This is a genomic window from Nostoc sp. CCY0012 (genome assembly GCF_963920855.1).
Taxonomy (GTDB): domain Bacteria; phylum Cyanobacteriota; class Cyanobacteriia; order Cyanobacteriales; family Nostocaceae; genus Cyanocohniella.
Genome location: NZ_CAWUDM010000134.1, coordinates 1 through 13870 on the forward strand (window position 1 = coordinate 1; position 13870 = coordinate 13870).

Genomic DNA, 13870 nt, shown 5'->3' on the forward strand with positions numbered 1-13870 from the left:
CGTATTCACAATGCTTCTACAGCCATTGAACCCTCGTAATTTGGCTACAGTATTGATTTATATCTATAAATTAGCCATTTTCCCTAAAAAAGAAACCAGGGAGTGGTAACTAAGTAGAACGAGTTAAAAAAACAAACTATGTTAAGTAATGTAAAAAGAATAAGATTGAGTTCGTAGTAAGGACTTTAGTCCTTATTTCAGAACTAAAGTTCTTGCTACAAACCTTTAATTATTTACCCTGTTCTACTTAGTATTTTTTCCTCAGCACTCAGACGCAACAGTTTTTCGTTTTACTTCTGGCGACGTTGTAATTCCGCCTGAATGGCTTCAACAACAGTTTCAATTACTTTGACTCTGGCATAGTATTTGTCATTGGCCGCAACAATTGTCCAAGGAGCCGTGGGCGTGCTGGTGCGCTGAATTGCCTGATTAACTGCCACTTCATAAACAGGCCACTGCTCCCGATTGCGCCAGTCTTCATCAGTCAGTTTATACTGCTTAAAGGGGTCATTTTGGCGCGCGGTAAAGCGATTGAGTTGTTCTTCGGGGCTAATTTGCAACCAAAATTTTACTAAAACATAACCTGCACTTGTTAACTGTGCTTCAAATTCATTAATTTCTCGGTAGGCTCGACGCCATTCAATTTCCGAGGCAAATCCTTCTACTCGCTCAACTAAGACCCGGCCGTACCAGGAACGGTCAAAAATGCCGATGATACTAGCCGTAGGTAATCTTCGCCAAAATCGCCAGAGGTAATGATGAGCTTTTTCTTCATCTGTGGGGGCGGCAAAAGGATGAACGAAGTAACTCCGGGGGTCGAGAATATCAGTCAACCGCTTAATTGCCCCGCCTTTACCTGCTGCATCCCAGCCCTCAAACATCACCAGTACAGGAATTTGATGTTTGTGGATGCTTAACTGCAATTTGCGTAGTTCCACTTGTTCTTTGGCTAATTGCTCTTCGTAGTCTGCTTCTGCAAGACTCAGACTCAAATCAACGGATGCTAGTACATCCGAGTCTGTGGGTTCTAATTGTGTCTGTGTAGGCAGGCTAGGGGTGGGAATCTGAATTTTTAGTCGATCTAGGGCAGCAGTCAAAGTGGCAGCCAGCTGACTTAGCACTTTCACCTGCGCCCACCGTTCGCAGTTCGCTTCCACTAAAGTCCAGGGAGCAACGCCAGTACTGGTTTGCACGAGCATATCTTCTGCATAGGTGGCGTAGCGGTCATAGTGTTTTGCTTGTTTCCAATCTTCTTTCCGTACCCGCCAAGCAGTTAATGGATCTTTGCCATATTCTTTTAAACGACTTTTTAATTCTTTGCGACTGAGGTGCATCCAAAATTTAGCGATCGCAGCTCCATCATCCACCATTTGGCGCTCAAAGGCGTTAATTTGCCCCATTAATTGAGGTACTGCGGGAATTTGATCAGTTCCGACCCGATCAAGTAAACGTTCTTCTAGAACATGAGTATACCAACTGTGATAAAAAAAGCTGATTTTGCCTTGGGCGGGGAGTTTTTCCCAAAATCTCCACATGAAGGGATACTTGCGCTCCTCTTCCGAAGGCGGCCAAATAGGATGTACTTGAAATCCCCGCGGATCCATATAGGAAACCATTTGCTTTACCAGCCCCCCTTTACCAGCGGCTGCCCACCCCTCTAACACTACAATTACAGGTAATTTTTTCTCCCAACAGGCATTTTGCAGTTCTCGCAGTTGATGCATGAGCCTGTCAATTTCTGATTTATAGGTTGCTTTATCTAAGGAAAGGGTTAAATCTAGTGTATCCAGCATAGGAAATTTTATATCTAGGTGTTAGCAGCGTAACTTAACCAGGGATAATACCAAAATCTATCTGGCTAGCTCTCTGCATAAAAAACACATAATAAACCAAGTAAAGCTCTGGAAACAAGGTATCATTGTTGCAACTGCCTAGCTTTAGCTATGTGATAATACTCAGCACTCAGGACTACCGGACGGCGCTAATTTATGCAACCATTGCTCAACAACCGCTATCAAGTTATTGGTACACTGGGGGCTGGTGGATTTGGTGAAACTTTCCTCGCGGAAGATACTCAAATGCCATCCCATCGCCGCTGCGTTATTAAACAGTTAAGACCAATTCAAAACAATCCCCAAATTTATCAACTGGTACAAGAACGCTTTCAAAGGGAAGCAGCTATTTTAGAAGACTTGGGCGGCTATACTGACCAGATACCCACGTTGTATGCTTATTTTCAGTCATCTGGGGAATTTTACTTAGTTCAAGAATGGATTCAAGGTGATACCCTGACAGCAAGAATCCAACAAAAGGGCTTATGTAGTGAAACTACTGTTCGAGAAATATTAGAAAATTTGTTGCCAGTTTTAGAGTACGTACACTCAACAGGAATTATTCACCGCGATATCAAGCCGGATAACATTATTTTGCGTCATCGTGATGGTAAACCTGTGCTGATTGATTTTGGTGCGGTACGGGAGACAATGGGAACAATGCTCAATTCCCAAGGCAATCCCACCAGTTCCATTGTCATTGGCACACCTGGATATATGCCTAGTGAACAAGCGGCAGGTAGACCAGTCTATTCTAGTGATTTATACAGTTTAGGACTAACAGCAATTTATCTGCTGACAGGGAAACAACCACAAGAATTAGAGACAGATCCCCAGACTGGGGAAATTATTTGGTACAGGCACGCTTTGAATATTAGTTCCATATTAGCCGGAATGATTAATCGAGCGATCGCCTACCATCCACGAGAACGGTTTGCCACTGCTAGAGAAATGCTGTCAGCCTTACAATTTGCGCCAGGAACCGTCCCCCAACCAATAGTGATTAATACACCACCGTCTGTAATACCTCAAAATAGCACTATTGTTAGCCCATCACCTTCTTCTCAAACTGACAATCAAGGTAATAAACGCAAGGGAAAACTCAAAGGGGGTTTAATTGCGGGTGGTTTAATTGGTGCAGCTACAATTCTTGGCGTGATTCTCGATGAACTTCCTGAACCAGTAGATCAACCAATCATACAGCCTGCGACTAATAATTCTCAGGAGGCAATGCCTGTAGAATCACAAATTCCTAGTAATTTAGCTCCTATATCTACACCAACTCCTCCAGCAACTCCATTAACTTCTGATTTCTTTGGGGCTATTTCTTACTCTTCCGTAACCGGAATTTATGGTTTAGCTACTAGTTCATCACAAGCAGAGGCCGAAAGCACCGCACTGATTGATTGTCAACGCAAATCCGGCGCTAATGATTGCTTGGGACTCCTATGGTTTAAAAATTCTTGGGGAGCGTTGGCTGTAGGTTCTAATGGTGCTTATGGCACAGGATGGGGAGCTAAGATTGATCATCCCCCAGGCGGGAAAGAGCTTGCAGAAGAGTATGCTCTCCAAACTTGCCAGCAATACGGTGGTGTGAATTGTCGAGTGATTGTCAGCACAGAAGCCAGACGTAACTAAAGTAGAAGCTGCCATCGCTGATTTACAACCCATGTTGACAGAAAATCAGGCAACACTCACAAATCGAGTCACCGCAGATTTACCATTAGTTAGTGAATGCTGACTCAACCCAAGGATACCGCTAGGCTGTACGGGGCTATACCAACTATCATAACTTTACCCGCGCCTGCTTCACCATTGCAATCAGAGTTTGGTGAGCATCTTCTGCATCGGCTAAGACATGATCAAACTGAATGCGAACCGGCACTGTTTCCTCATTTACCTGGGCTGTTAAATTCATCCCTTCAGCATCGATTGACAACATTTGTGCGGCCGTCGCATCTGTAACACCCCCAAAAGCCTGAGCATAAATAACAACAGCATTAGCATGATCTTCGTTCATGTGCTTGCAAATGCGTGAACTAATTTCAGCCGAGAACTGATCAGACATAGTGAGTGAGTAGGTTTGATAATACAGCTATTTTCTTAATTTTAAGCTAATCTGAATGAAACTTGCATATTTTTAGGACTTACGCACTCGCTACGAAAACCAAGGCTTTGAGATTCCCTACCTACGATATCTTCTCTGCGAGACGCTACGCGAACGATGGGCTTCGCCTACGCAATGACAAACATACGTGGTTGGTTACGTAAGTCCTGATTTTGACATAACTTCAGCCAATACTCAGTCTTACTTCCTGCTAACAGCAGACTACCCACTTTCAAGTTATATTCCTACAGACGTATTTTTCATACCATCTGATTTCACAAGATAACAATTAAAATAAGATAAAAGTTAAATTTGTCAAGTGCTTTTTACCTATTATTGCGGAAACCAAACCACTTAAACTGTAGCCAAATTATTCAGCTAAACTATTGAAGCTAAGAGCCGATGAGCGAAACTAGCCAACGTCGAATTTTTATTGGGGATGTGCATGGACACTACGAAGGGTTGATGAAATTGATGGAGGCGATCGCCCCCGCATCAGACGATGAAATTTATTTTCTAGGGGACGTAATTGATCGTGGCCCGCAAAGCTGCGATGTCATAGATTTTGTCATCCAGAACAATTATGTCTGTCTGCTGGGAAATCATGAGCAGATGTTATTAAACATTCTCACCAACGAAAATACGGCTACAGCAGCAATGCAAGCATGGTTGTATGGTGGAGGCCAAGCAACCATAGCCAGTTACCAAGAAGCCACTATTCCTGGTGAGCATTTGGATTGGTTAAAGACACTCCCTACATATCTCGACTTGGGAGATATTTGGTTAACTCATGCTGGTGTTGACCCTTACCTGCCTTTATCAGCCCAAACTGCCGAGCAATTGTGCTGGATACGTGATGAGTTTCATAGCATTCAGCAGCCCTACTTTGCTGATAAGCTGATTATCATTGGGCATACTATAACTTTTACATTTCCTGGCGTTCCCCCTGGCAAACTAGCACAAGGACAAGGATGGCTAGATATAGATACTGGTGCATACCATCCCCGCAGTGGCTGGTTAACTGGATTAGACATGACAAATCATTTAATTTATCAGGCCAATATATTTAACAACAGCCTCCGCGTCTTGCCCTTGGCAGAGGGAGTAATTAATGTTGATCCCTGCCAAATAGCAGCTCGCCGCAACAAGCAACGAGCATAACTGAGATGAAGAAGACAACAGACAATCTCAAATGTGGGCTTTTTCCTAAGTACAAAACAGTTAAGACTATAGTAAGCTGCGGATCTTAGCTCGATAAGCAGCATTATCTAATCCGTCACGCTGATTGCTAGGTTGGGCATTAATAGCACGTTGGAGACCATTAATGCGATCAGCTGTTCCAGGGTGAGTACTCAAAAATGCAGGCATTGATCCCCCTTTTTGCATCAGCTTTTGCATAAAGGAAACCATTGCTGACTGAGCATAACCAGCCTGGGTCAAAGTTCTTAATCCTCTGTTATCGGCATCAAATTCATCTTGACGACTGCGGGGACGATTGAGTGCAAGTTCTACCCCAATTCCCACGGCTGCATTCCGGTCTAAACCTGCGGCTGAAGCGACACCACCTGCGATCGCTCTTTGTCGCATTTGTTGAACTAAGTGTCTACCGCCGATGTGACCGATTTCGTGGGCAATTACACTCGCCAGTTCCGCTTCATTATCTGCGGCTCGCATCAAACCGGTGTGGATATAGACATAACCACCCAAAGTAGCAAAGGCATTAATAGCGTTATCTTCCACAACTTGGAAGGTAAAAGGGAGATTAGGGCGATCGCTATTAGCCGCCAAACGCCGACCAATTTGCTCTACATAGCGATTAATTTCCGTATTCCGGCTCAGTCTAATATCACCACTTTGCAATTGTTGATTCATCTGCTGACCCAGATCAACCTCCTGGCGATCAGAGATGTTAGACATCTGAATTATCTGTACCCCCCGAAATAGTAAAGACCGGATATCGAAAGCCTGTCCGGGCATGGGTGTATTTAGGCACACAGCTATGGCAACAAACACTGAAATTAACGGATAAAACCAGCGTCGTCGCCACATATAGTGATTAGCAAAAAAACCTTTCCAATTCATTGTAATTAGGTCTAGTGGGATAAATTATAGGACGAATTTACAGTCTTCTAAGTTGCATTATTGACTCAAACCCCCTCCAGGCGATCGCCCGTACAGTTCTCAGTATTGTCTAGTTAATTATCTCCACCCCCTCATCTTCACTTTCCTTGTGATAAACTGTCGCATGACTACAACGCCCCAGGGAAACTAGGCGTGTCCCTGATAAACCTTATTGCTAAAATCAATTATTCAGTTTGTATTTGGGAAAAGTTTATATGGCTATTTTAGATTCCAAAGGACGCTTGTTCGGTAAAATTAATATTCTCGATTTCGGTGCGGCACTAGTGATTGTGCTAGTTATAGTGGGCATATTTTTCTTCCCTGGTACTACTGGTTCAGTTGCCCAAGTCGGTACTAAAACTGTACCCATTGAAGTAGATTTAGCTGTGCGTGGTTTAAATGTCCGCGACCCTGAACGCTTGTTTGAAAAAGGATTCACTAAAGGCGGTAAAACAAACGTGATTATCCGCAATCAACCCTACGGTCAAATTGGGATAAAATCAATTCAAGTATTACCTAGAACCCTCACAGTTTCCCAACCAGATGGATCTGTCAAAGAACTACCAGATCCCAGAACTAATAATTTTAGTACAGATATGCTGTTAACTCTAGAAGGTAAAGCCCAAATTACTGACACTGGTCCAGTTTTAGGCAACAGCAAAGTGAAAATTGGTATGCCCTTTGAGTTAGAAGGTTTTAACTATAACTTTAATGCCACTGTCATCGATGTCAGGGTAGAAGACAAATAGTATTTTATTTTTTTTGGTAACAGCTATCCCCATTGCCTTCTGGTATATGGGGTTATTTTTTCGGCATATTCAAACTAAACCAGAGAAGAGACAATAGTCAGTTGTCAACAACTGACTACTGATTGACTACTAATTAAGTAAAGGCAAAAACTTCCTAATTAATCCAATAGTCACGGCTGGTAATTCTAACTGTGGCGTTAATCCCACATCTTCCAATGGTTGAAACACGCGGATTGCTTGGGGATTCTTCTCAGCCAGACGACGACCAATTTCGGGGCCTGTAAACTGTGACTTTTGTCCCCAAATAATCGCAGTGGGAGTGATCAACTGTTGAATGTAAAGGGCTAAATCAAAGCATAAATCACCACGCACAAAAGATAATGCGGCATATTCGGCATTTGGTTGCTGGGCAGATTTTAAGTAAGCCTCAACAATTTCCTCGTATATGCGATTAGACTGGGCAAATTGTCGTTGTTCTAAAAAACTGCGAATCCCGCCACTGGTAGCAATGCCGGTGCTATACAGTAAACGATCTAACACTGGAACACCGACTATTTGGGCAAAAAAGCTGCGGGAGTAGTCTTCACCAAAATCAGAAAGTCCGGCTGGTGTGACTAGAATTAAAGACTTGAATAAATCAGGATAGGCGATCGCTACGCGAATTGTGAAGGCCGCAGTCAAAGAAGATGCGATCGCAGTTACTGGCCCTGTACAAGTCTGCTGCAAAAACTCCCGAATGGTGATCAAATAATCATCAATGCTGTAGTTGCGTACTGGATGCTCAGATCTACCCCAACCGATTAAATCTGGTGCTAAAAGGCGATATTCCGCAGCAAAAGCTGGATAAACTTTCGACCACTCATAGGCAGAAGAACCACCACCAAAGCCATGCAGGAACACTAACGTTTCTCTGTCACGATTTGCGGTCAGATTATCCTGCCAAGGTGAGTTAGTGGCTGTATAGTAAACCATCTTACCTAAAGAGGTAATTATGGAACGTTGCTCAAATCCCTGTGGCTGAAACATAAATCTTGATTACAGTTCTGTGATAATTGCTGGATATGATGGATATTGACTTGATCCCAAAGCGCTGACTTTGTAAATTCCAACTCCTGACAATTGTTATTATTGGCGAATTAATCATTTCCGCACATCTGGCCCCCGTCAGATTAAGTAGATATAAAATTTTAGATTTACTTGTAAAGTTTTAGTGATTTTTTTTGTCCTACCAACAAATATCTTTGCTAGAAATCACCCCGCCACAAGGCTTTTACGATTTTTTTGGGTTAAGTAGTCTCACCTAAAACATAGTGATAATATGCGATTTTCGTGGTAGTCTAAAAGAGAAATCACGGTTAGGTTCAGCGTTGAGAATAGTCAAAACTCTCAATTAAATAAAGCTAATAATGATATTTCTGTATACAGAAATAATAGCTTTTGATGTAATTACTAATCTGATGATGATCGCAGTCATATTTTAATGGGGTGTCATGGTAAAACAGGCTACTCTTCAATCGCAGAAAGAAACAACGTTTGAAGACTCTAAATTTGCACTGGAAAACCATGATCTGCCGAACCAAGTTATGGCTTCATCCAGTCGAGATCAGATTCAGGAAGTAATTGCAGTTACTCAGTTGACTGTACCTACTTGTATTTGTTTAAACTTCGACGACCTAAAATGTTTTGAAACCGTCGAACATCAGTATGAGAGATGGGGAGTCATTTTTGATAATTGCTTGGCAATACAGCCATCAAATCCAGCATTTCCCACCCATTCAGGGCTAACAGTATTGATGAGTTCGCCCAAGAGCAAATTTTTAGTAGCCACTTTCTCATATCCTGTTAACTGTGTAAGTTCATTGGTAACAAGTTCACAGCGGCTAGTTTTGTCTGCATACAACCGCGATGGTCAACTATTAGCACAAACCATACTCCCCACCGGAAATCTTGCCAATACTGACTCTTCAATGCCCCCAAATGCCTTATTATCCGTCACAGCCAAGAATATCCACTCTGTTACCTTCAGCGCCTTTGATGGTCAATTCACCTTAGATAATTTTCGTTTTTGTATTTAATTACACTCGTTATATCCTCAAAAAAGATGCGATCGCTTGGTGATGATCATGAATCGAGGAGACTTAAGCAACAAACGTGGGGAGAGGTGAAGACTGTTACTACTACCACCAAAACCGAAAACAGGTAAGCCCAGTCATGACCAGCACCCGGTGGTCAATTTTGTTGTGGTTATAGTTTGAAAACACGCCCTAGCCAGCCTGATATTCATCCAGAATAAAGTTAACCAGCCATTCCTTGACACTACGGGTGGCGCGGCAATCATCTTCGTTGTAACTTTGGATTACTTCTAGTAAAGTGCGATCGCCTGTTTCTAACCACTGGTCATACCAATAAATACATTTAGCACCACTAGCTTCTTTTTCGCGCCACTCAAAGCCCAACCACCGAGCGATGGCTTTTAAGGCGTAGCTTTCTATGGGTAAGGCTACACTCCGAGTTAATTGTTCATACACATCCACCAATCGATTCAGTACAGGACGCACTGAGGCGTTGGGAGTTTGGTATTGTTTTGCTAGGCGTTTGATTGTATCAAATTCATAGACACAAAAATGATAAATTGGCGCTTCAGGATATTGCCAAACCAAGTCTAAAAATTGTTGCCAAATTGATTCTTCTTCTTCTGGTTTTTCGGCGAGGAAGGAATAAAACTCTTCTGTGTTGGTTTGTCTATTAACTACTAAGACTCCCAACAAATAATTTAAATCTAAATCTGGCTGGGCTTCAATATCAAAGTAAAGCTCTACAGGTGCCGTAAATGTAATATCCTCAGTTGGTAATGGATTGGGTAAAATAAATGGTCGTCTTTCCAGTACAGATTGAGCCTGGACGATGATTTTTGGTGCAACTGAGCTATCGAAACCAGGCAGATTTTCTAAGGTGAGGGGACTGGTATTAGCCAGGGATTCCACGGTGTTGATTGACAAGGCTTGGAGTTGATTGTAACGAACAGGTGTGACTCCTGGTAATAATGAGAGGTGTTTTTGCGATTGGGCGATCGCATAGCATTGACTATACCAATGGCACAAATTACACTTCTGACGGGAAATAAACACCTCTGGTGGTTCTGGTAACTCTAAAGCTTGAATGTACTCCCACAAAATGCCTTGCATCAGTGGTATCCATTTATCTAAACCCACTGCATAATCGCTATTTTTGGTACGCAATATCAGCCAAGCTATTTCCGGCGTCACGCCCTGCATTTTTGCCAAGATTTGGGAGTGAAAGGCGATAACAACTTGATATTCCTGCTTCGGACGCTTACCTAATTCTATGTTGGCCGGAACATACATCCAATCGCCAAAGCAAGACTGTCCTGGCTGTTTTACGAGTAAATCGGGACGGCTCAGGAAGGTATATCTGTCATATCGCGGAGATAATGATATGTCTTCATTGGGTGTGTCTACTAAATCTTGATAATTAGTTAAAAGCACACCTTGATAAATGTACTTAACACCGCGCTGCATTAACTCTAAAGTTGCTGCTTGTGCTGCTTTCCAGTTACCTCGTGGGTAATCTGGTTGATGATAATCGCTCAACCCTGCAATAATACTCAAACGATGAGCGATTTTGTCTTGTTGTAGTTTGACTAGCAACTCATTGGGGGCGTCACGCTGCGGTCTATCGCCGTGAGTATCTAAAACAGGTCGGCGTTTACAGCGTTGATATTGCAGTAGGTGTTCAGCATTAATTAGCATCCCTTTAAGTTAGCAAGAATTAGCTCAATCTGGGCATAAGTAAAGTTGTAAATCAAAAAATATCCTATCGCTGTGGGACGCGACGCGGTAAGCGCAGCAATGCCCGTTAGGGCTTTACGCTGTGGGTGATGGGGTAACGGGATAATGGGGCGAAAGATAGTAAAGTCGTATTGAGTGGCAGACTGGAAGAGAGAAAAAATTGATATTGGCAAATGACTAGTATTTCAGCTGCACAAACCAGATTACATCGCCACCGAGAGCAATTTCCGGCTTTAGCGAATAAAACTTATCTTAATTATGGTGGGCAAGGGCCCATGCCTCAAGGGGCAATGAATGCTATTACCCAGGCTCAAACCTATGTCCAGCAAACAGGCCCCTTTGGCAATGAGGCTTATGCTTGGCTGACTCAAGAAAAGCAAGCTATGAGGGAAGCGATCGCTTCACAGTTGCAAGCACCACCAGAAACCATTACACTCACGGAAAATGTCACTGTTGGTTGCAATATTGCTATGTGGGGTATTGAGTGGCAACCTGGTGACCATATACTGCTTTCCGACTGTGAACATCCAGGGGTGATAGCAACCGCAGAAGAAATTCAACGCAGATTTGCTGTGGAAGTTACTACTTGTCCCTTGAAGTCAACTTTAAATACTGGCGACCCTGTAACAGTGATTGCTCAACACTTGCGCCCTCATACTCGCTTAGTGATTTTAAGTCATGTCTTCTGGAATACAGGTCAAGTTTTACCGCTTGACAAAATTGTAGAAGTATGCGGAGATAATAATTCTTTAGTTTTAGTCGATGCCGCCCAGTCTGTAGGTTTATTACCTTTAAACTTGCCGGAATTGGGTGTAGACTTCTATGCTTTCACCGGTCACAAATGGTTATGTGGCCCGGCTGGTATCGGTGGTTTGTATGTGCGTCCTGAAGTCAGAGACAGCTTGCATCCCACGTTTATCGGTTTGCGAGGCATTACAGTAGATTCTCAAGGTAAACCGGTGAATTGGCAACCCGATGGGCGCAGATATGAAGTATCTACATCAGCGTATTCATTGTATGGGGGATTAACACAGGCGATCGCTATTCATGGACAATGGGGAACCCCAGAGGAACGTTATCAGCAAATTTGCCGCAACAGCAATTATTTATGGGAAAGTTTAACAGCTTTACCCGATGTTCAATGTTTGCGAACTTCTCCCCCCGAAAGCGGTATCGTCTCTTTCCAACTTACCCAGTCAAAACCGCGCATTCATTTTCAGTTAGTACAATTTTTAGAGTCCCAAAAAATCTTAACTCGCACACTTGCTGATCCTGATTGTGTCCGCGCTACTGTTCATTATTTGACTCTAGAGTCAGAAATTGACCAATTGATTGCAGGTATAAAAAAGTTTTGTCACTTGGACTGAATTAACTTTGACACCAGAATTCTACACTGATGTTGCCGAGTGGACTAAAAACTACACTTGGCTATGTTGAAGTTTTTAGCAGACGTCTGTTTGTAATTTCGCCTTGAACTCAAATTTACTTTTGATTGATGCTCTCCTGACTTTTAGTCAGGAGATTCACAATGAGGTTGTAGAGTGACCATTGTTGTTATCTGGGAAAAACAGATCCAACTGAATATCTGAAAATACTGATTTGATTTTAGGCTAACGTGGCGATCGCTTCAAAGATGAAGATGGGTCCTGAGAAGGAGTAATGGACTGGTTAATGGAAATTCGCTCTCCTCACCAAAGTAGCTAGACTTGCAAACAAAATCTCTAAACAAATGATATTTTTATGAACATTATTTTTATAGGATTCAGTATAATCACGGTTTTATCAAGCAAGTTGATGCTTATAAAGTAAATAAATTAGTTCGAGTGTGAGGTAAACAACACATAAACACCCATTAGGATAAGTACTGGTTTTTTATTAATTAACCTTATGCGTGGAAATTGAGCATTTTCATCAATTTTAAGGAAATAAATAATATTTTACAATATGTTGCTTTTAGACAGCCTCTATTGCTAATTGCGTAATTTTACTGGGAAATTAGTCTTCTGTTTACGGTGATGATAATGGCTATTGTTTTCTAATACACAATTGAAATAGACTTTGACAAAAGGTAAGCGTAACTACGAAACATATGCTACGAACTGATACATAGTTTGACTAAGGTTATTTTTGTTGCTGTTGGCTGTGACATTTCACCTTTTAGTGATTTTTCGTACATATTTCAGTTTAGAGTTAGAAAAAACGATATGTCATTTTTTGTACAAAAAAACACAGTAAATACTTAGAAAAACACATCTAATTCATCTATCTTCATAATTTATGGTGAGTAATCATATACTTGCAATCCCTGAATCATGTGATTGCACTGATTTTTGGCGACTATGGCAGGAGTATCGAAATTATCTTTATCGTTGCTGCCTTAAGTGGATGAGTGGGAACTCTACGGAAGCTGAAGATGCTCTGAGTCGGATAATGCTCAAGGCTTGGAAAAAGGTACAACAGTATGCAGGAAAAATTACTAACTATAAGGCTTGGCTAACAAAACTGGCTCATAACCTATGTGTAGATATTAATCGAGAACGCGATCGCGGCGCTAACAAATTTGAGAATATAGAAACGATTGGTGAAGAACAAAAGCTAGTTTGGACTGACGATACGCCACAAAGAACTTTAGAGACAGACGAAAAAAACATTGTCATTTGTCGTGCCATCGAGAATTTACCACATCGGCTGCGCGAGACATTTATTTTGCATTTTTATCAAGAACTTTCTTATTTAGAGATAGCCCAACAGCAGGATATTTCTTATCAAAATGTCTGCAAGCGTGTCTCTCAGGCGAGGGGAATTTTACTGATTGAGTTAAAGAAATATTTTATTGGGGAGAATAAGACGGATACGGATTTAGTAGTTCCACCACCTACAACAAAGCCAGTAAGAGAAGAAATATTCCAGGGGAATCAAACAGTTACCCCATGTGATAGTGAGACCGTAGTTTCTGTTGTGGTAGCGGAAGAAAAGAGTGATATTGATAAGTCACCACAGGAAGATTCAACTTGTGTCATGGATGCATCAGATGTGGAATTAGAAATACAAAGAGATAGTTATCTGTATATTGATGCAGTGCTGTGCGACAAGCAGCCAATAGCAATTTTGGCTTTAGCGCAAATAGAAACTGCAAATTGTGGTAATTGCTATCTGACGGTAAAGAAGGAACAACAATGGCCTCTTTTGGGGAAAGGATCAGGGTAAGCTCATCTAATTTGGTATAGAGAAAACTTGACATAACAAAGAAAA

At 41.9% G+C, this 13870-nt stretch carries 12 protein-coding genes; 7 read left to right on the top strand and 5 right to left on the bottom strand.

Going from position 1 to position 13870, the window contains the following annotated elements:
• Nucleotides 1-290 precede the first annotated feature (290 nt).
• Nucleotides 291-1793, bottom strand: coding sequence for a polyphosphate:AMP phosphotransferase (gene pap / locus ACM0OS_RS25450; RefSeq protein WP_414545964.1), 1503 nt, complete (start codon nt 1791-1793; stop codon nt 291-293).
• 195 nt (nt 1794-1988) lie between these two features.
• Between pap and ACM0OS_RS25455 the strand changes: the two genes are divergently transcribed.
• Nucleotides 1989-3470, top strand: coding sequence for a protein kinase domain-containing protein (locus ACM0OS_RS25455; RefSeq protein WP_414545965.1), 1482 nt, complete (start codon nt 1989-1991; stop codon nt 3468-3470).
• Nucleotides 3442-3573, top strand: a complete 132-nt coding sequence (locus ACM0OS_RS25460) for a hypothetical protein (protein WP_414545975.1) — start codon at nt 3442-3444, stop codon at nt 3571-3573. The genes ACM0OS_RS25455 and ACM0OS_RS25460 overlap by 29 nt, the downstream gene beginning before the upstream one ends.
• A 45-nt stretch (nt 3574-3618) precedes the next feature.
• Here the strand turns inward: ACM0OS_RS25460 and ACM0OS_RS25465 are convergent, their stop codons facing one another.
• Nucleotides 3619-3900 (bottom strand): DUF2470 domain-containing protein, encoded by a 282-nt coding sequence (locus tag ACM0OS_RS25465; RefSeq protein WP_414545966.1) that lies wholly within the window; start codon nt 3898-3900, stop codon nt 3619-3621.
• 441 nt (nt 3901-4341) lie between these two features.
• On the opposite strand from ACM0OS_RS25465, the gene ACM0OS_RS25470 reads away from it, so the two are divergent.
• The gene (locus ACM0OS_RS25470) at nt 4342-5100 is read left to right on the top strand and encodes a metallophosphoesterase family protein (RefSeq protein ID WP_414545967.1); all 759 of its coding nucleotides are present in this window, start codon (nt 4342-4344) and stop codon (nt 5098-5100) included.
• A gap of 66 nt (nt 5101-5166) precedes the next feature.
• Here ACM0OS_RS25470 and ACM0OS_RS25475 read toward each other — a convergent pair whose 3' ends face one another.
• Nucleotides 5167-6021: a M48 family metallopeptidase gene (locus ACM0OS_RS25475; RefSeq protein ID WP_414545968.1), complete on the bottom strand. Its 855-nt coding sequence runs from the start codon at nt 6019-6021 to the stop codon at nt 5167-5169.
• Nucleotides 6022-6275: 254 nt separating this feature from the next.
• Between ACM0OS_RS25475 and ACM0OS_RS25480 the strand changes: the two genes are divergently transcribed.
• A complete protein-coding gene (locus ACM0OS_RS25480; protein WP_414545969.1) occupies nt 6276-6809 on the top strand; it encodes a DUF4330 domain-containing protein in 534 nt (177 codons plus the stop codon).
• 129 nt (nt 6810-6938) lie between these two features.
• Here the strand turns inward: ACM0OS_RS25480 and ACM0OS_RS25485 are convergent, their stop codons facing one another.
• Complete coding sequence (locus ACM0OS_RS25485; protein WP_414545970.1) at nt 6939-7835, bottom strand: alpha/beta fold hydrolase; 897 nt, start codon at nt 7833-7835, stop codon at nt 6939-6941.
• A gap of 464 nt (nt 7836-8299) precedes the next feature.
• Between ACM0OS_RS25485 and ACM0OS_RS25490 the strand changes: the two genes are divergently transcribed.
• A complete protein-coding gene (locus ACM0OS_RS25490) occupies nt 8300-8884 on the top strand; it encodes a hypothetical protein (RefSeq protein WP_414545971.1) in 585 nt (194 codons plus the stop codon).
• A 189-nt stretch (nt 8885-9073) separates the two neighbouring features.
• Here the strand turns inward: ACM0OS_RS25490 and ACM0OS_RS25495 are convergent, their stop codons facing one another.
• Nucleotides 9074-10579, bottom strand: coding sequence for a TM0106 family RecB-like putative nuclease (locus ACM0OS_RS25495; protein ID WP_414545972.1), 1506 nt, complete (start codon nt 10577-10579; stop codon nt 9074-9076).
• A gap of 212 nt (nt 10580-10791) precedes the next feature.
• Between ACM0OS_RS25495 and ACM0OS_RS25500 the strand changes: the two genes are divergently transcribed.
• A complete protein-coding gene (locus tag ACM0OS_RS25500) occupies nt 10792-11985 on the top strand; it encodes an aminotransferase class V-fold PLP-dependent enzyme (protein WP_414545973.1) in 1194 nt (397 codons plus the stop codon).
• Nucleotides 11986-12895: 910 nt separating this feature from the next.
• Nucleotides 12896-13825, top strand: a complete 930-nt coding sequence (locus ACM0OS_RS25505; RefSeq protein WP_414545974.1) for an RNA polymerase sigma factor — start codon at nt 12896-12898, stop codon at nt 13823-13825.
• Nucleotides 13826-13870: the final 45 nt, after the last annotated feature.